This window comes from Paenibacillus sp. FSL H7-0735 (assembly GCF_038008505.1).
GTDB lineage: Bacteria > Bacillota > Bacilli > Paenibacillales > Paenibacillaceae > Paenibacillus_AQ > Paenibacillus_AQ odorifer.
The window spans coordinates 337,175-360,191 of sequence record NZ_JBBOZH010000001.1 but is presented as its reverse complement, the minus strand read 5'-3'; the positions used below and the strand labels follow the sequence as shown (position 1 = coordinate 360,191).

15 protein-coding genes are annotated in these 23,017 nt (G+C 46.3%); 7 read left to right on the top strand and 8 right to left on the bottom strand.

Features of this window, described 5'->3' with window-relative positions:
• Positions 1 to 49: 49 nt before the first annotated feature.
• Positions 50 to 2,704 (bottom strand): ATP-dependent chaperone ClpB, encoded by a 2,655-nt coding sequence (gene clpB / locus NSS82_RS01650; protein WP_076274124.1) that lies wholly within the window; start codon positions 2,702 to 2,704, stop codon positions 50 to 52.
• Between the two features lie 162 nt (positions 2,705 to 2,866).
• Here clpB and NSS82_RS01645 point away from each other — a divergent pair, with 162 nt between their 5' ends.
• A complete protein-coding gene (locus NSS82_RS01645; RefSeq protein ID WP_143761429.1) occupies positions 2,867 to 3,373 on the top strand; it encodes a hypothetical protein in 507 nt (168 codons plus the stop codon).
• Between the two features lie 566 nt (positions 3,374 to 3,939).
• On the opposite strand, the gene NSS82_RS01640 is transcribed toward NSS82_RS01645, so the two are convergent.
• Positions 3,940 to 4,968: a DnaJ C-terminal domain-containing protein gene (locus NSS82_RS01640; protein WP_178944358.1), complete on the bottom strand. Its 1,029-nt coding sequence runs from the start codon at positions 4,966 to 4,968 to the stop codon at positions 3,940 to 3,942.
• A 176-nt stretch (positions 4,969 to 5,144) separates the two neighbouring features.
• Positions 5,145 to 5,618 (bottom strand): Hsp20/alpha crystallin family protein, encoded by a 474-nt coding sequence (locus NSS82_RS01635; protein ID WP_076101144.1) that lies wholly within the window; start codon positions 5,616 to 5,618, stop codon positions 5,145 to 5,147.
• A gap of 409 nt (positions 5,619 to 6,027) precedes the next feature.
• Here NSS82_RS01635 and NSS82_RS01630 point away from each other — a divergent pair, with 409 nt between their 5' ends.
• Positions 6,028 to 7,674, top strand: coding sequence for an SWIM zinc finger family protein (locus NSS82_RS01630; RefSeq protein WP_076274127.1), 1,647 nt, complete (start codon positions 6,028 to 6,030; stop codon positions 7,672 to 7,674).
• On the top strand, positions 7,671 to 10,691 hold the full coding sequence (locus tag NSS82_RS01625; protein WP_076274128.1) for a DEAD/DEAH box helicase: 3,021 nt from the start codon (positions 7,671 to 7,673) through the stop codon (positions 10,689 to 10,691). The genes NSS82_RS01630 and NSS82_RS01625 overlap by 4 nt, the downstream gene beginning before the upstream one ends.
• A 49-nt stretch (positions 10,692 to 10,740) precedes the next feature.
• On the opposite strand, the gene NSS82_RS01620 is transcribed toward NSS82_RS01625, so the two are convergent.
• Entirely contained in the window at positions 10,741 to 11,541 is an 801-nt protein-coding gene (locus NSS82_RS01620) for a hypothetical protein (RefSeq protein WP_036687271.1), read from the bottom strand.
• Positions 11,542 to 12,068: 527 nt separating this feature from the next.
• On the opposite strand from NSS82_RS01620, the gene hflX reads away from it, so the two are divergent.
• Entirely contained in the window at positions 12,069 to 13,334 is a 1,266-nt protein-coding gene (gene hflX / locus NSS82_RS01615; protein WP_036687269.1) for a GTPase HflX, read from the top strand.
• A 156-nt stretch (positions 13,335 to 13,490) separates the two neighbouring features.
• Here the strand turns inward: hflX and NSS82_RS01610 are convergent, their stop codons facing one another.
• The 4 genes from NSS82_RS01610 to NSS82_RS01595 form a co-directional block, all read right to left on the bottom strand.
• The gene (locus tag NSS82_RS01610) at positions 13,491 to 14,219 is read right to left on the bottom strand and encodes a hypothetical protein (protein WP_036687267.1); all 729 of its coding nucleotides are present in this window, start codon (positions 14,217 to 14,219) and stop codon (positions 13,491 to 13,493) included.
• 75 nt (positions 14,220 to 14,294) lie between these two features.
• Positions 14,295 to 15,557 carry a PucR family transcriptional regulator gene (locus NSS82_RS01605; RefSeq protein ID WP_076274129.1) on the bottom strand — a complete coding sequence of 421 codons (1,263 nt, stop codon included), beginning with the start codon at positions 15,555 to 15,557 and terminating at the stop codon, positions 14,295 to 14,297.
• Between the two features lie 882 nt (positions 15,558 to 16,439).
• Positions 16,440 to 17,573, bottom strand: coding sequence for an alanine dehydrogenase (gene ald, locus NSS82_RS01600; protein ID WP_076274130.1), 1,134 nt, complete (start codon positions 17,571 to 17,573; stop codon positions 16,440 to 16,442).
• Positions 17,574 to 17,854: 281 nt separating this feature from the next.
• Positions 17,855 to 19,081, bottom strand: a complete 1,227-nt coding sequence (locus NSS82_RS01595) for a Zn-dependent hydrolase (RefSeq protein ID WP_076274131.1) — start codon at positions 19,079 to 19,081, stop codon at positions 17,855 to 17,857.
• A 220-nt stretch (positions 19,082 to 19,301) separates the two neighbouring features.
• Here NSS82_RS01595 and NSS82_RS01590 point away from each other — a divergent pair, with 220 nt between their 5' ends.
• From NSS82_RS01590 to NSS82_RS01580, 3 genes are read left to right on the top strand one after another with little or no spacing between them, the layout of a single operon-like run.
• Entirely contained in the window at positions 19,302 to 20,360 is a 1,059-nt protein-coding gene (locus NSS82_RS01590) for a glycosyltransferase family 2 protein (protein WP_076274132.1), read from the top strand.
• A complete protein-coding gene (locus NSS82_RS01585) occupies positions 20,357 to 21,484 on the top strand; it encodes a polysaccharide pyruvyl transferase family protein (protein WP_076141422.1) in 1,128 nt (375 codons plus the stop codon). Before NSS82_RS01590 ends, NSS82_RS01585 begins: the two co-directional genes overlap by 4 nt.
• Complete coding sequence (locus NSS82_RS01580) at positions 21,459 to 23,006, top strand: sugar isomerase (protein WP_076274133.1); 1,548 nt, start codon at positions 21,459 to 21,461, stop codon at positions 23,004 to 23,006. Before NSS82_RS01585 ends, NSS82_RS01580 begins: the two co-directional genes overlap by 26 nt.
• The last annotated feature ends 11 nt before the right edge of the window (positions 23,007 to 23,017 follow it).

Here is a 23,017-nt window from a genome sequence, read left to right as displayed (position 1 = left end):
CAATAAAAAGGACGTCCACAAAGCCGTTACGGTTTTGTGGACGCTTTTTTTATTCAGAACTCAATTCAGAACTCTGTGGCCCATCGACTTCTGGCTTCAGAATGGTTACCGCAAGCTCGTTGCCGGATTCATCTACCTGAATAACTGATCCCTCTGCGGCTTCACCAGCAATAATCGCACGTGCCACACGTGTCTCCAAGCTGCGCTGGATGAATCTTTTCAACGGTCTTGCTCCATACACAGGATCAAAACCTTCCTTAGCGATAAAACGCACCGCCGATTCAGTTAATGCCAGCCCGATCTCCCGTTCTGCCAGACGTAGACGCAATCCATCCACCAGTTTGTCCACAATTTTCTTGATCTCACCCAGTGTCAGCGGCTTGAACATTACAATGTCATCCACCCGGTTCAGGAACTCTGGACGGAAATGACCACTCAGTTCCTTCATCACTCTATCCTTGGCAGCTTCCGTGAGCTGACCTTTTTCATCGGTGCCTTGAATCAGATGAGGTGAACCGATATTAGAAGTCATAATGATGATTGTATTCTTGAAGTCAACCATTCGGCCTTGTGAATCAGTCAGCCGTCCATCATCAAGCAGCTGCAGCAGAATGTTAAACACATCGGGATGCGCCTTCTCCACTTCATCGAGCAGCACTACAGTATAAGGCTGACGCCGCACAGCTTCCGTGAGCTGCCCGCCTTCCTCATATCCAACATATCCTGGAGGTGCGCCGACGAGACGGGAGACACTATGCTTTTCCATATACTCCGACATATCTATACGGATCATGCCATCTTCGCGGTCAAAAAGAGATACCGCAAGCGACTTAGCCAGCTCAGTCTTCCCTACACCCGTCGGGCCAAGGAACAGGAATGAACCAATCGGGCGATTCGGATCTTTGATTCCTGCTCTTGCCCGAAGCACCGCATCGGCCACCAAGCTGACGGCTTCGTCTTGGCCCACTACCCGTTCATGCAGCGTATCCTCCAGACGCAGCAGCTTATCCCGTTCGCCTTCTACCAGTCGGCTAACCGGAACGCCGGTCCAGCGGGAGACAATATCTGCGATTTCCTCTTCAGTAACAGCCTCACGTAGCAATCTTGTATCCTGATCCTGCTGTGCCGCTTCTTCCGCTGCTTTCAACTGACGCTCCAGATCAGGAATAATGCCGTAGCTCAGTTCGGCTGACTTATTAAGATCATATTCCTCCTGTGCATCGACCAGATCCTTACGTGCTTGCTCCAGCCGTTTTTTGAGGTCGCGAATCCCTTGGATGGCCGACTTCTCTTTCTCCCAGCGCGCCGTCATCCCTAGCTGCTTCTCCTTCAGGTCAGCGAGCTCGCGCTGCAATATTTCGAGTCGGCGTTTGCTGGCGTCATCAGTTTCTTTTTTAAGCGCCGCTTCTTCAATCTCCATCTGCATCAGGCGGCGGGTCACTTCATCCATCTCACCCGGCATGGAGTCTATCTCTGTGCGGATCATGGCGCAAGCCTCGTCCACTAGGTCAATCGCCTTATCCGGTAAAAATCGATCCGTAATATAACGATTGGACAATACCCCTGCGGCTACCAGGGCGCTGTCATGGATTTTGACCCCGTGGTGGACTTCAAACCGCTCCTTCAGACCACGCAAAATGGAGATCGTATCCTCTACATCGGGTTCGCTCACGAGCACCTGTTGGAAACGGCGCTCCAGCGCAGGGTCCTTCTCTATATATTTGCGATATTCATCGAGCGTTGTGGCACCGATACAATGCAGCTCACCCCGGGCCAACATCGGCTTCAGCATATTGCCCGCATCCATCGAGCCTTCGGTTTTACCTGCGCCCACAATTGTATGCAGCTCATCAATAAAAAGAATAATGCGGCCGTTGCTTTCGCTAACCTCTCTCAATACCGCCTGCAGGCGTTCTTCGAATTCACCACGAAACTTCGCGCCTGCCACAAGTGAACTCATATCCAGTGAAAAAATCGTCTTATCCTTCAGACCCTCCGGTACGTCTTTGCGTACAATCCGGTGTGCCAAGCCTTCCACAATGGCTGTTTTCCCTACACCTGGTTCACCGATCAGCACAGGGTTATTTTTCGTTTTACGGGACAAAATCCGGATTACTCGGCGGATCTCGCCATCACGACCAATGACTGGATCAATCTTGCCCGCGCGAACCTCAGCTACAAGATCACGGCCGTATTTCTCCAGCACCTCATAAGTAGCTTCTGGCTCCCGGCTGGTTACCCGCTGATGTCCACGAATCTCAGCAAGCACCGACATCAGCTTCTCACGGGTCAGCCCACGGCGGACAAAAAGATCCCTTAGCTCACGATTCTCCCCGCTCGAATCTGACACCATGGCCAGCACAGCATGCTCCACAGAAACAAACTCATCCTGCATCTTCGCCGCTTCCTTCTCCGCCTGCTCCAGCAGATGAATCAGCGATTGCGAGGCGTAACGCCGTACCGTGCTTGCTCCTGACCCGCTGATGCTCGGCTTGCGTTGAAGCAATTCATCCGTGCTGCGCATCAGCTCAGCCACAGGGATATTCATCTTTTGCAGCAATCTTGGCAGCAATCCTTCTTGCTGCTGGAGCAACGCTTTTAACAGATGGAGATTATCGATCTCCTGATGACCGCTGTCTGATGCCAGCGACTGCGCCGCAGCCACTGCTTCCTGCAGCTTTTGAGTTAATTTATTGAAATCCATAGCTCTCTCACCTTTCTATTTAAGAGTGATTATATTAAATCGGCCTTTTTGGCCGGGGATAGGTTAATTTAGCGGGATTTATACCGTTGATTTCGGACTACTGGCTGATTTGCTCTCAATCTACGGGATTTTTACCGCTCTTTTCGAGTAACTAGCCGTTTTGTGCTCAATCTACGGGATTTATACCGCTCTTTTCGAGTAACTAAACGCTTTGTGCTCATTCTGCGGGATTTATACCGTTCTTTTCGAGTAACTAGCTGGTTTGCTCTCATTCTGCGGGATTTTTGCCGTTCTTTTCGAGTAACTAAACGCTTTGTGCTCATTCTACGGGATTTATACCGTTCTTTTCTTATAACTAGCTGGTTTGCTCTCATTCTACGGGATTTTTACCGTTCTTTTCGAGTAACTAGCTGGTTTACGCTCGTTCTACGGGACTTTTACCGTTCTTTTCGAGTAACTGGCTGGTTTGCTCTCATTCTGCGGGATTTTTGCCGCTCTTTTCGAGTAACTGGCTGGTTTGCTCTCATTCTACGGGATTTTTACCGCTCTTTTCGAGTAGCTAGCAGTTTTGCGCTCGTTCTACGGGATTTTTACCGTTCTTTTCGAGTAACTAAACGCTTTGTGCTCATTCTGCGGGATTTATACCGCTCTTTTCGAGTAACTGGCTGATTTGCGCTCATTCTACGGGATTTTTACCGCTCTTTTCGAGTAACTAGCTGATTTGCGCTCATTCTGCGGGATTTTTACCGCTCTTTTCGAGTAACTAGCTGATTTGCGCTCATTCTACGGGATTTTTACCGCTCTTTTCGCACATCGAGCCCCATTCGACGCACTCTAAGGCACTTTTGCCTCTCTTTTCGCCCAACGAGCCCCATTCGTCACATTCTAAGGTACTTTTGACTTTCTTTTCGAACAACGAGCCTAATTCAGCGCTTTCTAAGGCACTTTTGCTTCTCTTTTTGCACATCGAGCCCCATTCGGCACTTTCTAAGGCACTTTTGACTTTCTTTTCGACCATCGATCCCAGTTTGGTACTTTCGAAGGCACTTTCGAAGACACTTCTTTTCCCACCATAGTATAGTGCCGACTTTCACCGTTTGAGCGAAAAGCTCTTTTATAGTTAGTGGCTAAATAAGTTACTGTTCTGCAATTAGCATTCAAATCACCTTATTCACCAATCAGAGTTGATCACAAACGAGTGAAATCACCTCACCTCTACCTCTTCTACCTATCTATTAATTACCCACTTTCGCCTTCTGCCGCTGGGTGCCAGTGTTTTGACGTTTAGCTCTGGCTTCGAAAGGGCTGGAGTCTGCCAGCTTTCGGTACAGATTTTTCTCCGCTTCGCTGGTGGGTTCAGGGATAACAATCTCAATACCAAATAAAATATCGCCGTTCGCACCATTCTCACGTTTTAAGCCCTTGCCGGGGATGCGTAGCGTTTTACCGCTCTGAATTCCTGCTGGAATCTTCAATTTCACGGCGCCGCCACCCGGTAATGGAACCTTCACTTCTCCGCCCAATACCGCTTGCCAAGGAGCAATTTCAACCATGCCATATAAGTCACCATCGCGAATCTCATAAATATCATGAGGAAGAATATGAAGTGCCAGCAGCACATCGCCACCCGGAGTGTTTCCCGCGATTTTAATAATTGTACCCTCATGGGATCTGGGCGGAATGTTCACATCCACCGTTTTGTCGCTGACCTGTACTCTTACAGTGGCGCCCTTATAAGCCTGCTCCAAGGTAATATCCAGCTGCGCCTGCATAGTACTGCGGGCCTCGCCCCACGGATTGCCATTCGCACGCCCCGTTCCACTTCCCGAGAAAAAATCAAAGCCAGCCCGATCCGCCGAGCCCCGATTTCCAAAAAACATCCCGAATAAATCTTCCTCCGAAATACCAGAACCTCCCGTTGAATAAGTCCCACCGTTCCAGCTTCCACTTCCACTTCCACTTCCACTTCCACTTCCACTTCCACCAAATTTTGAATCCCAAGAAGAGGCTCCACTCGCCGCCCCTCCACTAGCTCTGCCACGTTGAGCTCCATAAAGCAGCTCTTCATCATAGAGTTTTCGTTTATCCTCATTACCAAGTACTTCATAGGCTTCAGCTGCTTCTTTGAATTTCGCCTCTGCCTCAGGGGCTTTGTTAACATCGGGATGCCACTTTTTGGCAAGCTTCTGATAAGCCTTTTTAATTTCCTGTTTAGTAGCTTTTTTGCTCACGCCCAAAGCATCATAATAGCTTTTACTAGCCACTCGCGCTTCCTCCTTTCCATCCCTAATCTCATACCGACCACCATTGCACTCCGAGAAAAGACGCACCATAGCCGGAATCCTCCACTACAATGCGCCTTCTATTTCATAACACTATATTAAAAGCCCGCTGCCATCTCTAAAAGACTGAGCGGAAGTTCATCCCGCTTAATTTATGCTTATTCAGACTGCGAACCCGTAGAATTAGAATCTCCGTCTTGAATCTCGATGCGTTTACCTTGCATTTTTTGCCGTTTGGGAACTTCCAGCTTCAGCACTCCATCTTTCAAAGACGCGCGAATTTCTTCCTCTGCAATATCTTGAACATAGAATCTGCGCACATATTCACCATATCGGCGTTCTCTGCGTACAATCTGATGTTCATTGTTCTCCTCGGCATTTTCTTCCTTACGTACCGCTTTAATCGTCAAATAAGGACTGGCATAATCAATGTCGATTTCTTCTTTTTTCAAACCAGGAAGTTCAGCTTCAATCAGGTAAGCCTGCTCACTCTCATGAATATCTGTTCTGAAGGACATCGTGGAACTCTTAATCGGTGCAAAAAAATCATCATTAAAAACATCATTCAAAGACTTAGCCAGCATACCAAAAGCATCATCTCTACGTTTACCAAAAGGAACCATATCAAACATTATCCATTCTCCTCTCATTGACTTTGACTTTATTTGACCTATGACCTTATTATAGTCCCCTAACTGAGGAATAACAAAACCGATTTAAGCCGATTATCGCTCAAATTCAGGCGAATTAACTGATTTCGCACGAGAAAATTAGTTCTTTTTATTTATTTGACCAATTTTGACCTTTGTTTGATCTTTCGTAAATGACACCTATATAATCATGACCCAACTTGCAGTACGATTATTATATGTTCAGACCTTCCGTTCAATACAAGCCATTAGCTTCTAATCATCTCCACGCCAGCTTTTAAACGGAGTTTCCTTACGAGCTATCAAAATTTAACGATTTAAAGATGAAGCCTGCAGAAGTGATATAATGAAAGACAAATAAAGACCATTTTCGTTACAGGAGACCAATTGTATGCAACCAACCTATGCTATGGATGATACGCAGTGGAGTAAGCTCATCCAAAATGTCGCCTATTATTTCGATGATCTTACCCTCAAGCGAGGGTTCCAATATTATAAACAAAATCGAGTGCAGCCGTTTACCATGACGGAGCCTCGTAAGATTAACGCTCTAGTTGAAGGTAGAGAGGATTACCGCGTCACCATTGATCTCGACGGCTTCACCAATTGTCATTGTAATTGTCCAGTATCAGGTCATTGCAAACATATGGCTGCTGTGCTGCTGAATTATGCCGAACAACAGAATAGATCTGTACAGGTTCTGGCCAACGCTAAAGCTGCATCCTTTTTGCCCAAAATATCAAGCACAGCAACAAATGCCTCTATTGGAGCCGATGCAACTCGTCAGCAGCAAATGAAAGAGATGGCCAACCGCATTGCTGGCGGAAAAATCACGGAGTGGCGGGAGTATTTTGAATTCTGTGTCTCCCCTCTAGCCCATACCACCCGAAATCCTGAATATGTGAGTCGGGCCTTGTCTGCAATCAATAAATTCAAACCGAAAATGCTTCCGGAAACGGAGAAGCTGTTCACTCTGCATGCTCATCTTTTTCTGTTGGAAAAGCTTGCTAAGCCTTCTGCGCAATCCGTCGGTCAGGCCGCTTACGCCCCTTCTCTTGGTTATTACACACAGGTAGCGGTCTCAGAACTACAGGAAGTAATCACAGGTCTATTAAAAAAGACACTCCCGCTATCTCCCGAGCAAGAGCAGGATCTATGGCCGTATGTCATCGATACTTTATCTTATCTGCGGCGCGAGATGTTGACGGAGTCACGGGATCGCTCACGGGATCAACCCTCTTTTTCTCTTAGCTATGATCTGCTGTGGAGAAACTGGATTTATCCAAATACAGGTGGAACTAAGCTTTACCTGAATGAAATCGAACAGCTGCAGCAAGCAGAGGGTGAATTAGGTGCTTCCCTTTCACAACATGCGTGGCTGTTAGCTCAGAGCCGTATGTATTACTATCTGATGGATGACCAGAAGGCTTGGGACTTATTGAATAAAGCGGCCGAGCGCCCGGGTCTCCATCCCGATGAGCTCATGAGCTTCACCTCTCCGCTGCTGGATGCAGGGGACTGGTCCCGTTTGGTGGGTTGGCTTGCTCAAATCGGTCCACTGCTGAGCAGCAGACTCTATAATCTCAATAGCTATTCAACCAGTTGGGAAGAAGCTGTTCGTCACCTGCCTGAAGCTGAGCCGCAAATGTGGGATACACTAGCCACCATGTTACCTATCTCTGGCGAAGTCTATGAAGAGAAGCTAATCACCTATGAGAAATGGCAGACCTGGATGGATTATCATCTGTCCATCGGTAAACAGCCCTCCGAATTTCGTGTCAAAGACCTCCAACCGGTGGAAAAGAATGCGCCTGAGGTTCTGCTGCCCTTTTACCATCAGGCCGCCGAAAGATTTGTGCTGGATAAGAACAGACATAGCTACAAAGCGGCTGTGAAATTATTGAAACGATTATCCAAGCTGTATAAAAAGCTGAAACAAGAAGAACGCTGGGAAGAGTTCCTCACTGCCTTCGCCATTAGGCATAGCAGGCTCCGTGCGCTGCAAGAGGAGCTTCGGAAAGGAAAGCTAATACCATGAACATGCATTTACGCACGCTGACCATCCGGCTTGCATTAAGCCAGTATGGCGATGCTTTAATATTTGGAATGAATGAGCGCGAAGATCTCGTGCCGGGCTTGCAGCTTAAGCAGCGGCTTTTCGCCTGGCATGAAGCGTCTTTTTATGGTACGGAGTTAACCGTGCAGCCAGCTGGCGAAGGCGTGGAGCTAGTGATTCTTCCTGCTGAGCAGGTCATCCCCTTCTTTGCCGAGCAGAAGCTTCTGGCGCATATCGAATGGAGCTGGGAGGGCGATGCCGCCCAGCTCACAGAACTGGCGCCACTTTTGGCAATATGTCTGGAGCACAAACAGTATATTCCCGACATCTCAGCCTACCGCGCCGGGAGGCTGCAATGGACTTGGGACGAAGGGGCTCTTGCGCAGGTGGCAGTGGACAGTGACACTGCTAAGGGAGCCCTTGAGGCGCTAAATGGCGGCAGCGAATTTAGCCGCGGATTACGTGCGGCGTTCTCTGCCGCCGTATCGCAGCGCTATTACAGCACGGAGGCCGAGGCCGGCGACCTCCGCAGCGAATTCCCGCTTCTCTTCGATAGAAGCGGAGCACTTGCAGCGGGCATGGATACCGCCGCGTGGCTTATCGCCATTGGCTGGAAGGCGGACACCGCGCCTTTCCGGCCCGCGCTACAGCTACTGGAGCCCGATGAGGATGAATCCTATTGGCGGCTGCAGCTGATCCTTCAGGACAAGCGCGATGAATCCGCGCTTGTTCCCATCAGGCTCGCCGATAACGGCGAGCCGTACGGCTTGTGGCCGGCCGCGTGGTCGGCTCACGTGCATGAACGGGCCGCGGGATGGCTGGAGCGCCTCCGCGGCAGTCTGCCGCCCGAGCGCTTCGCGGCGGGCGGCGATGTGCTGGCCGAGCCGCTCAGCGATGCCATCGCCTGGCGGTTCTTGACGGCCGAGAGCCAGCGGCTGCTGGAAGCAGGCTGGCAAGTGCTGCTGCCGGCGTGGTGGGAAGCCGCCAGCCGGAAAAAGCCGCGCCTGCGCGCAAAGATCAGCTCCGGCGAAGACAAACGCAGCAGCGGCGAGTCGCTGTTTGGTCTCGATTCGATCATCGATTTCGATTGGCGAATCTCCATCGGCGATGCGGATCTCACTGAAGCGGAATTTGCCGAGCTGGTCGCAAGAGGGGAACGGCTCGTCCGCTTCAAGGGCAAATGGGTCTCGCTCGATCCGGCTCTGCTGGCGCAAATCCAAAGAGCCATGGCGGGAATGGACAAGTCGCAAGGCTTGTCCTTCCAAGACGTGCTTCAGCTCCACTTGCTAGGAGCTGGTGAAGAGGCAGACGCTGAAGCTACGGAAGAGCAGCTGCAAGAGGATGCCGCGCGTCTGCGTCTGGAGGTAGAGCTGAACGAGCATTTGATCAGCCTTATCGGTCAGCTGGGCCAGCGCTCAGAATGGCCTAAGCCGCCCGTACCTGCAAGCCTTAAGGCGGAGCTGCGCACCTATCAGCATGAAGGATTCGCTTGGCTGACCTTTCTGCGCCGCTTTGGGCTGGGGGCCTGCCTAGCCGATGATATGGGACTAGGCAAAACAGTACAGCTCATCGCCTATCTGCTACACATCCAAGAGAACACGGATGCAAGCTCAGCCCGGCGGCAGACCGACCCACCAGGTTGGCCTTCATTGATCATCTGCCCGACCTCCGTGTTAGGCAATTGGCAGAAGGAGCTGCAACGCTTCGCGCCTTCGTTGAATGTTATGCTTCATTACGGAAGCCGCCGTCTGGACGCAGGATTCTTCTATGGCGCAGCTTCGCAAGCCGATGTGGTACTCACCTCTTATGCGACTGCCGCGCTTGACCAGGAGCTGTTGAAGGAATTCACTTGGGCGACGATCTGCCTGGATGAAGCTCAAAATATTAAAAATGCCCAAACCAAACAATCCGCTGCTGTACGTAGTTTTCCAGCACTACACCGGGTTGCCTTAACAGGGACGCCTATAGAGAACAGATTATCCGAGCTGTGGTCCATTTATGATTTTATAACCCCAGGTTATCTGGGCAGCGCCAAGTCTTTTAATGACCGATTCACGAATGCTATTGAGAAGGAACACGACGCGAAACGTACAGCGGACCTACAAAATCTAGTGAAACCTTTCATGCTGCGCCGCAAGAAAAAAGACCCTAATATACAGCTCGATCTACCTGATAAAAACGAAATGAAAACCTATGTTCATCTGACTGCCGAGCAAGCAGCGCTTTACGATCAGACCGTAAACGGACTCTTGGAACGGATGAAGAAGCTGGAAGGCATTGAGCGCAAAGGGGCAATTCTTGGAGCTCTGACCGGGCTTAAGCAGCTATGCGATCACCCGATGCTTGTAACAAAAGAGGCTATCCCTGAACTGGATACGGACAACAAGCTGGATACCAGCTTTCTTATTAACCGTTCCTCCAAACTCGAAAGACTGCTGGATATGGTCAAGGAGCTGCGCGCGGAAGACGAGCGCTGCCTGATTTTTACTCAATATGTGGGTATGGGAAAAATGCTTCAGGCGGTTCTCCAGCAGGAGCTGAGCGAACCTGTCCTTTATTTGAACGGAAGCACCTCCAAACAGGCGCGCGACCGTATGATCGAGCGGTTTCAGACACCAGCCCCTGCTGCGGAAGATGGGTCTACACGCCCAGACGCACCGCCGTCTGATCAGCCGAATGTATTCATCCTTTCACTCAAAGCTGGGGGTGTTGGCCTTAACTTAACTGCAGCTAATCACGTATTCCACTTCGACCGCTGGTGGAATCCAGCGGTGGAGAATCAGGCAACTGACCGCGCTTACCGCATGGGCCAGACTCGTGATGTCCAGGTGCATAAGTTCATCGCCCTGGGTACACTCGAAGAACGGATTGATGAAATGCTGGAGAATAAGCAGCAGCTCAGCGACAATGTGATCTCCAGCTCAGAAGGCTGGATTACCGAGCTGTCCACTGAGGCTCTGAAAGATCTCTTTACCTTGCGTAGAGACTTAAATGACTAGCAAAAGGAACATTCGCGTAGATGCGAATGTTCCTTTTTCACAAGAATAATTACCATTGCTCGGACATTTTAAAGGTGACTGCGAGATCATCCCCGCCCGAGAGGGAGTTTACCACCAATGTGACAGGTTCATCATGGAACTCGTATGAGAGTCGCTCATTAAGCAAATTGACCGCCAGATTCGCATACGCACCAGAAATCCCTGATCCTGTACCTTGCATAATAACTTTTCCACCCGTGACCGTAGTGCAGGTATAGTTCACTAGCAGTGCCGTGTCCGTGGCAGGAATATTCGTAGTCGGTGTAGGATAATTCTCGAAGGTCCCATCAAGTGTCCCGCCTGCAACGATCATATAGCGCACTGGTCTTTTGGACATAACATCTAAAGCTGCCGGTCGAATCTCAGCCGCAAGACCTTGTGGAATAGCAAAGCCGGGACGCCTCATAAAGCTGATTGCTGCGAAGTCAGTCGATGTAACGGACACGTTATCACGTATTTCCGAAGTTATCCGGCTCACTTGAAACACTTCAAGATCAACGGCGGTCCATACACCGTCCACATCAACAAGAAAAACCTGAATCTTCATCTGCTCCTGCGAATATACAAAATTAAATTGGAATAAATCCTCTACCATGACATAGGTCTTGCTTAAGGTCTCCTGATATTGCAGCTCAAATAACTCTTCAACAAAAATGGCCTGGGGACTGACACTATTGGATAAGCCCGTAATATAACAAAACGCGCCAGCCGATCCATTGTTAACAACTTTGATCACTACTTGATCTATTGGCCGAGTACCGTCGACAGGTAAATTAATAATGGTGTTTGTGGACAGAACAGGCAATGTCATCACACCTCCTATATATCAATTCATATATGATATGTAAACATTGTTTAGAATTATTGGATGTAATTAAAATACAAGAGATGTTCCAGAGCCTAAATAGAGATTTGCCACTAAATAACGAATGTGGTAAACTCGACTTAACTTTTTATGAACGGAGGGTTACGTGTGATAGACTTTATCCGAGTTAGAACTTTGCGCGGCTAATTGAATAGCGCTAAAGCTCTGCCCATGTGCAGAGGACTCAGGATTGGTCTACCCATTTTTAAAGGTAACCCGATAATTTAACAACAGCGTGTAGGGAGGATTCTCTTCACCTCCATTCCTTTAAGAATTGAACATCCATAGAAGCCGATTAGCCAACTGCTGCTCGCAAGGGATCAAAGTGCCTCTTCCCTGCGACTGGACTGTTGTTTAATTCATTCTACCTATGGAAGGCCCTAACTCTGACGTCCTCTAACGAACCGTAAGCACAGGCAGATTGCCTGTGTTTTTTTGCGTTTATTATTTACTATTGGAGGATGAATAAATATATGGAACAAATACGAGAAAAAGCAATTATAGTCGGTGTCCAGCTTCAGAACGAAACGAATTTCGCCTATTCGATGGAAGAGCTGAGCAATCTGGCAGCTGCCTGTGACCTTGAAGTCGTAGGAGAGCTTAGTCAAAAGGCAAGTCGAATTAACCCCTCCCATTATATCGGGACAGGTAAAATCGAGGAATTATCGGCACTTTTAGAAGCACACGATGCTCCTATTGTTATTTTTAACGACGAACTGTCACCTTCACAGATCCGCAATTTGGAGTCCGCACTGGACCGTCAGGTCATTGACCGGACCATTCTAATCTTGAATATTTTTGCGGAAAGAGCGAAGACCAAGGAAGCACAGCTGCAAGTTGAAGTAGCCAAGCTGCAATATATGCTGCCGCGCCTCACAGGTCTTCGTGAGTCGCTGGGCAGACAAGGTGGCGGAGCTGGACTTAAAAACAGAGGTGCGGGTGAAACCAAGCTAGAGCTGGACCGCAGAAGAATTGAAGAGCGGATCACTGCTTTACAGGTTGAACTGCAGCAACAAGTAGCAAGACGTCAAATCCAGCGGAAACAACGGCATAAAAATGAAGTTCCCGTCGTCTGCCTTGTAGGCTATACGAACACCGGAAAGTCCAGCTTAATGAATGTCATGGTAGAGACTTACCATCCAGGTTCCAATAAACAAGTATTCGCCAAGGATATGCTGTTCGCTACACTAGAGACATCGGTTCGCAGCATTGAGCTGCCTGATCACAAAACCTTTTTATTAACAGATACTGTCGGATTCGTCAGCCAGCTTCCCCATCATCTGGTCAAAGCGTTCCGCTCCACTCTTGAAGAGGTTACCGAAGCGGACTTATTGATTCACGTAGTCGATATTTCCGATCCGCAGCATCAACAACATATGGCGGTTACGGATGAGACGCTTAAAGCACTCGGCGCTGACCAGATTCCAACGATCTATGCCTATAATAAGGCTGATCTGACTGATTTGCCTTACCCGCAAATTGAAGGTGACAATGTCTACCTTTCCGCCAAGCAAAATAGTGGAATGGCTGAACTTACCGCTCTGATCCGCAGCCATGTTTTTACGGACTATGTCCAGTGCGAGATTCTGGTTCCATTTGATCGGGGTAATGTAGTCTCTTATTTCAATGAACATGCCCATGTTCAATCTACTAGCTATGAAGAAACAGGCACACGCCTTGAGCTGGAATGCAGAAAATCTGATTTCGAGAAATTCCGCAACGATTTTATTGAGCTATAACAAATTAGAAACGACGTGGTAGTCCTTAATTAAAAAAGAGGGATAGAGTTTTCAGAGTTATCTGAAGCTCTATCCCTTTCTTTTGTGAATAAAAAAATGAACAATACAAAAGTGCCCTCTCTTTGCATTGCTCAGTAAGTATACAATAGGCAGACGCTAGATCTTATAAATATAGTTTCTAGACCCTATTCTTGAACATACAGTGTATCGGAAGCTTCTATTGTTGGCTGCCGGTAAAACCGTTCCTGCAGATAACCGCTGTAAGTAATTAAAGTCTGGATGCACCGATTCATCCGTTAAATAGGCCGAGATATCACTCCCATATACTCTTTCCTGATTCAGAGAGTCTATGATGATCTCTCCAGTAGTAATCCCTATGCCATGGCCGTAGAACAGATCATTTTCAAGCTTAATTGCATTCTCGCCCTGCCATTCTGGCTTGCTCGGAGCATGATCGGGATTCTTGAAATATACAACGTCTCCCCGCTGCGTGTGGTCCTTGTTGTAGTTTGTGATTAAGCGTAAATTCTCATCATAATTCCAGTCCCATAAGAACAAGTCCTTAAAATACTTATTAAAGGCTCCTTCACCTATAGCTTCAATTGTCGCCCTATACAAAACAATAACCATGGCTGTCGCGCATTCGAAGGCATATAAATGTCCATTCCGAAAAATATCTTTAATCCCCACTGTGGGTTCCACGCCAGCGTTCAGCTGAAGTCCACCAATCTCTGTACGTGTCCAAAACAGCGGATTACAGCGGGAATCATCAAATGTTGCAAAATCCACTCCACTTTCATTTAAAGCTTCAGCCGATTCCACGATGCTTTCTCTCATTTTGCGTTCAAAGTCAAGGGCATCGGGTGAACGAACTTCCTTCACCATGCTTAGTCCCTCCAATGTTATAGGTTCTAAATATAGGTTATTGTACGTGTTCGTCACCGGGTTGGTGCTTAATTCTCATGATTCCCAGGCATCGACAAACCATTGGTTAAGCTGCCGTGTCTCTTCCGTCAAAATATCGAGGAAAATAGAAGTCCGATAACCCGTATCCTTCAAGCTTTTGCCCGTAATCTCTGCGATTCGGTTTAATCTATAAAGCAATGTATTAGTGTGTATATGTAAAAAAGCCGCGGATTCCTTTAAATTGCCGCTTAATGATAAATAGACAGCGATGGTTTTGAGAAAATCACTTTTATGCTCGCGATCATGTTCTTTTAGCGGATATAGCAACGGGCTTTTACGAATTCGACTGCGCTTTTGCTCCATAATAGCCGGTATATATGCCCAAAACCCAATCTCCTCGTACAATAGCAGCTCCCGCCCATGAAAAGGCAGCAGCTTTTTGATCTCCACAATGGATACCGCTTCCCAATAGGCAATAGCCGCGGACATATATTCAGTGTAATCGAGACTACAGCCAGCAGCCAGTGTGCAGCCTTCACTCTTATACATATCCTCCATTGTTTTATGCAGGAATGAAGATAATCCACCCGCCCCTTCGATCACAAAGCTGAAAGAAAACAAAATAATCAGCCGATTATGCTCAGCCGTCAGAAATAATAATTGCAGGCCGGAATAAGAAGCCACAACCTGCCGAAACCGGAGTATTAAATGATCATCGATTACCTTGTCACTCTCAAACACGCTAATATAATATTTTTCCGGCAAAAGAATGGACCAAAATTCCGCATCCTTTTTAATATTTGCTTCGTTGTCGTAGTGGGAGGTAATCAGCTTCCAGAAAAAATCCTCATGCGTTTTATCCTGCTTCGTTTTCCAGCCTCGCTGCTTAAGTAAATAACGGCCTACGATACCTGCCGCTTTCTCAACGATATTTTCGGCATGCCCTTCTACCAGGTTGCCTGTATCTACTACCCATATGTACCCGAGAATTTCCTTCTGATGTTTGATACAAATGGCCAGCCGGGGACCAAGTCCCACCTCCAGCACCGCAGGAATTCGAATGGGATGTGCCGCGCTCTCCAGCTGCTGCATAATCCCTTTTTTGCGCAAGCCAATAATCACAGCGTTAGGTACACGCTTCCCGATAATCGTTGAAATCCGCGCGGAGTCACTCTCAAATTCATGCGAGCTGTAGCCAATCACATGATGATTGCTGTCCTCGATGGTAACTTGAGACTGTAGCGATTCACTTATCGTATCCGCCAATGATTCCATACTGTCGAAAAAACGATCAAATAATGGATCTTTATCTGTCACTAGCTTCACTCCCACCTGAAGAATAACCAAATCCTGTACTCTAGAGTGATTTCATTATAGTATGCATCCCCCTAACTGACTATAAGATAAATAGCTGGTTTAGGTGAGGGACGAGATCGGCTAGTTGAGGAAGGTGTTTGGGACGGGGATGTTTGGTGGGGGTTTTGTTGGGGGTGGTGTGGGAAGTTTTGTGGGGAGTTTTGTCGGGTGTTTGGGAAGGTTTAATAGTTGTTGGTGTTTACCGAATGTTATAGATGGTTTTTAGGGAACATCGCCCGGAAATTCTGTGTTTTAATCATCACACGATCATAATTAGGGAAATCCTCCCTAATATTCTGCACTTTAAGCATCACACGATCATAATTGGGGAAATCCTCCCTGATTTTCTTCCGTTTTGCGTATAAACAGGCGTATTCCTCGTTTTTTAGGGAGGAATTCCCTAATAACAGCATTTTAAAGCTATTTTTGCGTTTTTTTAGGGAGAATTTCCCTAAACATCTCTCATCAAAGCTTTCACCGTCGCAGAAGCAAAAACTAATCAAAATTAGCTTGATCTAGCCAACTTCACTACGTAATCTTTCCACCATCACACCACACGAGCAAACATCTAATGTATCTAATCACACTGAAACGCAATCTATTTACTTTAATACCGTACTGACAAACTTCCACCTGATCTAGCCAACTTCACTACGTAATCTTTCCACCATCACACCACACGAGCAAACACCTAATGTATCTAATCACACTGAAACGCAATCTATTTACTTTAACACCGTACTGACAAACTTCCACCCGATCTCCTCCCCAAGAAACGCCAAACAGCAAGCTCCCCCCAGAGAGCTTGCTGTTTGGCTCATTCCATTATGGAACGTGTCTATTTTAGATCAATGTGAAAGTCTGCTCCATGGCTTGCTCAACCGTATAAGGTGTCTCACCCAACGCTTCGGCAACAGCTTGGCAGGTGATTCTGCCATTGGCTACATTCACGCCGCTTCTTAGGCCGTCATTATCCTGGATCGCCTTGATCACACCTTTATTGGCAATTTGCAGGGCATATGGAACTGTAACATTTGTTAAGGCAATAGTTGAGGTCTTAGGAACAGCGCCCGGCATATTAGCCACGGAATAATGCAGCACGCCGTGTTTCACAAACACGGGATTATCATGTGTCGTCACTCTGTCGATGGTTTCTACAATGCCACCTTGGTCAATGGCCACGTCGACAATCACCGATCCCGGCTTCATGGTCTTGACCATTTCTTCGGTAACCAGCTTCGGTGCTTTGGCACCCGGAATTAACACGGCGCCTACCAGCAGATCGGCTTCAGCCACTGCTTTCGCAATATTATAAGGGTTAGAGATCAACGTATTGATCTGTGCTCCAAAAATGTCATCTAATTGACGTAGTCTCTCCGCACTGAGGTCAACTATCGTAACATCTGCACCTAAGCCAATAGCCATTTTAGCTGCATTAGTACCTACTACACCGCCGCCAATAATACTCACTTTACCTCGGCTAACGCCAGGAACACCGGAAAGAAGAATACCTTGTCCGCCGTAGTTCTTTTGCAGGAACTGCGCTCCCAATTGGACGGACATCCGGCCAGCTACTTCGCTCATCGGTGTTAACAGCGGCAAGGTGCGTCCATGAACAACCGTCTCATATCCGATCGCAAAGACACCTTTGTCTTTAAGCGCAGCAGCCAAGGCAGGCTCTGGAGCAAGATGAAGATACGTAAATAGAATAAGGCCTGGACGGAAATAGGGGTACTCCGTTGCCAATGGTTCTTTTACCTTCATCACCATTTCAGCGGAGCTCCAGACTTTTGCTGCATCCTCAATCAGTTGTGCTCCGGCAGAGACATACTCTTCGTTAGGAAATCCACTGCCCACACCGGCTCCAGCTTCTACGAGCACTTGATGACCTTCAGTAATTAAACTAACTACACCCGCAGGGGTTATGGCAACACGATTTTCATTGTTTTTAATTTCTTTAGGTACTCCGATAATCATCATTCATCTCTCCCATCTAATGTAGATCCCTTATGTAAAGAATAATAACATACGATTAGCATTCCCATTTTGTTAAAAAATTAAAATATTATCTACCATGATTGTGTTTTTACACAAAGGATCTGACTTAACTGCCCATTAATCTTTAACCACTTTGGTACTCAACACAACCATCTTTATTATCTCATAAAAAAAGACACCCTATAGAGTGCCTTTTTGACGATTTTGTATGAAATTAAAGCGACTACCATATCGCATAATGTTATATTAAGTTACATGGACTATCTTGATAATAACAACATCACTGTTTCTAACACTACATTTACCCCTTTTTCGCAGTCTTCATAAGAGGTTAGTTCCTCTTCACAATGGCTTTTACCATTCACGCTAGGCACGAACACCATTGCGGATGGCAGAAAGCTGGCTACGAACTGTGCATCATGCCCTGCACCACTTGCGATCTTTCGACTGGAATAACCTAAGGTTTGAGCCGCTTGCTCCACCAAATCACACACATTCTGATCAAACCACACCGTATCTCGGCCCCAAAGCTTAGTTTTGCTTACTTCACAACCCAGCAGTTGCTCTGGCAAACCGTTAATAATGGCTTCCACTTCACGCACAATCTCCATATCTTTATGTCTGGCTTCAATAGTGAAAATCACTTTATTGGGAATGACGGTATGGATATTAGGAAGCACATTCATTCTGCCCATGGTATACACAAGCTCGGAATCGAGCGCCCCCAGCTTGCTCCGCAGCTCAATAATCAGGTCTGTGGCAGCAAACAAAGCATCTTTGCGCATCGCCATGGGGGTTGTGCCCGCATGATCGGATTCTCCCGTCACCTCAATCTCGTAACAGGCCATACCAACTACACAGTCAACCAGCCCAATCGCCAGCTCCTCTTTTTCAAGAACAGGCCCTTGCTCGATATGAAGCTCCAAATAAGCGGTGGCTTCGGTGATACGATTGCTCATCTCTCCCTTATATCCACTCTTCTCCAGCGCTTCACCAAAGCTAATGCCCGCTGGATCCTTTTTGTTCAACATAACACTTTTATCAAACTTTCCGGACAACACACCAGAGGCCATCATCGATGGCTCAAAACGTGCCCCCTCTTCATTCGTAAAATTCATAATCGTCACCGGAACCTTCGGCTTAATCCCGTGATCTACAAGCGTCCGCACAACCTCTAGACCCGCGATAACCCCTAGGACGCCATCGAATCTGCCCCCTTTTTTCACAGTATCCATATGCGAGCCAATCACAATCGGAGGCCCGGAAGTTTCGCCTGCCAATGTGGCATACATCGTCCCCATATCATCCATCTTCACAGACATTCCGAGCTCTTCACAACAGGCACGAAAATACTCCCGAACTTTAATATCCTCTTCGGCCAGCGATAATCGGGTCACGCCATTTTTATCTGTACGCCCATAATCGGCAAATGCCTCGATTGTATTCTTCAGTCTCTCACCGTTCACGAATATTTTTTGCAGCTGCATCCCAGATCCCTCCGCTTCGAACGTTTTGTTGGCTTTCTATCTATGTTAAACCAAACCATAATATTTTCATTTTACATATTGTAATAATTATTATTCACATGATGCTACAACGAGTAGAGCCAGCAATAAGTAAACTAAAGTAGTATATACAATCTTTTCATACGAGGGGTAAGCTTAAGATAGCTTATCGTCCCGTTTTACACAGGAAAGGAGCGAGCCCATGAATCTAAGCCTTGTGATCCCGGTATACAATATAGAGCAGTATATAACCCCTATATTCAATTCACTCCTTGACCAAAGCGATCCGCATTTCGAGGTCATCATCGTAGATGATGGTTCTACGGATAACACTTACAACGTTATAGAAAAGATTCTTTCGCGTAATCCCGCCCTTTTCTGTAAAGTCATTCGAACGGAGAATCATGGAGTAAGCGCGGCTAGAAATAGGGGTTTAGCTGAAGCCACAGGTAATTATGTTCTTTTTGTAGATGGAGATGATTATGTCTCCGCAGACTTGGTCTCAACCCTTCAGTCTTATACCCAAGATGAACAACCCGAGATTATTTGCTGGGGTTATAATCATGTCTCCGAAGGCAGAGAAACTCTATTGAGCTGTACCTCTGATTTCAGCGACGTGACGGGAAGTGAAGCACTGGCGCGGATTTTCGTGAACAAGAGCTTGCGAATATGGACAGGGAGTATCGCTTATAAGCGAGAATTCCTACTTCTCCACGAGCTAGGTTATACAGAACGCTGTGTGAATGGAGAGGATCAAGAGTTCATCTACAAAGCCTTGTCCAGAGCGGCCAGAGTCATCTCAATCCCGGATATACTATCATTTTATTTACAGAGAAACTCCTCCATCTCCAACAGCTATAACGTGAATAAATTTGATGTAGTGGATGCTTTTAAAAGGGTGGATGAATATTTCAAAACCTATCCCTTTGCTGAACTAGATACGATTTCCCCATTGTTAATGAACCGGGAGCTGATTGAGAACTACTTTTTCAACCTCAAAACCTGTCTAAATGGTACGGAAGGGGTAAGCATTCAGGAATTACTTCGTGACATCAACCATACCTATCCCAAGCTCAATCAAGAAATGGATGAACTCATAAGACGTTATAGAGGAGATAATCGCAGATTAACCCTTTATATCAGAACATTTTTAATCTCCCCGCTTCTATATCACAGATTCATCTCTGTGGAGAGAGGCTTATCCAGGTTCAAGCGAAACCTACTTAAAGGGAACGGAACCCGAAAGGAATCTAGAATATGAAAAAAATGCTGATATACGCCTATACTGAATTTAATCTGGGCGATGATCTATTTATTAAGGTGCTGTGCGAAAGATATCCGGATACCAGATTCAGAATCTGCGCACCACGCCTCTATAAACTATGTTTCAAAGAGATCCCTAACCTCAAAGTGTATCCTTCCGATTCCCTTCTTCTAAGAGGCATTGGCTATATTTGCAGGAAGCTAAAGATACATAATGTGGCTCACAAATATCTGGCAGATCACTCCGATGGCGTCGTTCATATCGGCGGCTCGATTTTCATGGAGGCAGACCACTGGGCAGAGCATTTCAAGAATGCAGAAGTCATTCGTAATCAAAATAAGCCTTACTATCTGTTAGGATCTAATTTTGGCCCTTTTACAAATCAAGAATACTATGATGAGCACAAGCGGATTTTCAAGGATTATACAGATATATGTTTCAGAGAACAGTACTCTTATGATTTATTTAAGGATCTGGATAATGTCCGCTTAGCCCCAGATATTATTTTTCAGCTAGACCCGCCAGATATTCCAAACGAACCGGAGGATTACATCGTCTTATCCGTTATTAAACCTTCTGCGAAAGGTCTGAACGGTTTTGACAACCTCTATTATGAAAAAATGAAAGAACTCGCAATTTATTTCATTGAAAAAGGTTATGCGGTTCATTTCATGTCATTTTGCGAACACGAAGGCGATCAACTGGCAATTGAAGAGATTCAGCGCCTTATCGGTCCCTCCTACAAGGATGCTATGCAAGTGCATTTATATAAAACGAACATGGAAGAAGTATTGTCCGTGTTAGCTAATGCCAGATCTATTGTGGCTTCAAGATTCCATGCAATGATTCTGGGCTGGGTATTTAATAAACCGGTATTCCCCGTAGCCTACAGCAAAAAAATGATCAATGTAATGAAAGATGTTGGGTTCACAGGTCTGTATGCCGATTTCAATACGCTGGAACAGGTCCAGCCTGCACAGATTTTTGAAAGTATGATCACCTGCTCTATGGATGTCACACTGCAAGCAAAACAAGCCGAAAGGCATTTCGAGCATCTAGATACGTATTTATCGCTTTACGAAAGGGGGATTCGTTATGAAAGCCAAGCGGAGCATTCTTAACTTATCCTTTGGACTGGGAAGTCAACTCATCACGATCATCCTCGGTTTTTTTATACCCAGACTGATAATGGTCAACTATGGCTCTGAGGCCAATGGGTTGATCGCTTCGATTGTGCAGATTATTAGTTATTTGGCGCTGCTGGAAGCAGGTGTTGGAGCGGCCTCGATCCAAGCGCTTTATAAGCCGGTAGCTTCGAATAATAAAAACAATATTAACTCTATTCTGGCTGCCACCTCCAGCTATTATAAAAAAACAGGCATTTACTATTTCTTCGCCGTACTGCTACTCGCCATCGTGTACCCGCTGGTGATCTCTTCTGAGATCGATAAATTATCGATTATGGTCATTATTTTGCTTACAGGGATGGGCGGAGCGATCAATTATTATTTTCAGGGAAAATTCAAGGTCCTGCTCGCTGCGGAGGGAAAAAGCTATGTAGAGACTTCTATTGTCACTGTAGCTAATATTATGAACAGCCTGATCCGGATTCTGTTATTACTGCAAGGTGTGGACATTATTGCCGTTCAAGCTTCCTATTTTATCTTAACCTTACTTCAAATTATCGCTTTCTATATTTATATGAATAAGAATTACAAGTGGATCAACCTGAATCTTAAACCAGACTATGAAGCTATTGGCCAAAAGAATTCCGTATTAGTCCATGAAATCTCCTACTTGGTGTTTAGAAATACGGACGTACTTATATTAACCATCTTTACGAATCTAAAAATCGTCAGTATCTATGTTATGTACAATATGATTTTTACGATCGTGGATAATATCGTCCAGACCATAAACGGAAGTGTGAAGGCTGCCCTCGGGCAAAGCTACCATGAGAGCAAAGAAGCATTTATTAAATTTTATGATGCTTACGAAGTGTATTTTATGGGGCTTATCTTCTCGATTCTAACGGTGGCTTACATTTTGATTTTACCCTTTATGAAATTGTATACGGCTGGGGTAAACGACGTGAATTACATTGATATGTGGCTGCCGATCCTGTTCGTAGTCATCAAATTATTAACCAATGCCAGAACGTCTTCCAATAATGTGATTACCATCGCTGGACATTTCAAAAAAACACAAAACCGTTCCATTCTGGAATCCGCCATTAATCTGGTGGCTTCTATTGTCTTGGTAATCTTCATGGGAATTTACGGTGTACTAATGGGAACGATAGCTGCCCTCTTATACCGCTCCATAGATATTGTAATCTATGCCAGCAAACATTTACTGGACCGCAGTCCTTGGGTCACTTTTAGAAGATGGCTCACGAATGCAGTAGTTTTTGTAGGTATTATTCTCATCACCACCGCCATCGACATCCCGATCCATTCCTATCTGGGGCTTATGATCTGGGGTGTACTTCTAGGACTAGTGATCTTGCCTGTATATTTTGTGATCGGCTCTTTAATGGAACGGGAAGTCTTCCTCTATACATGGGAACATCTCAAAAAGTATCGATATAAACTCAAAAATAAAATTAACGCTCAGCCTGAGGTAAGTGGTTTATCCAAATAACACAACAGGAG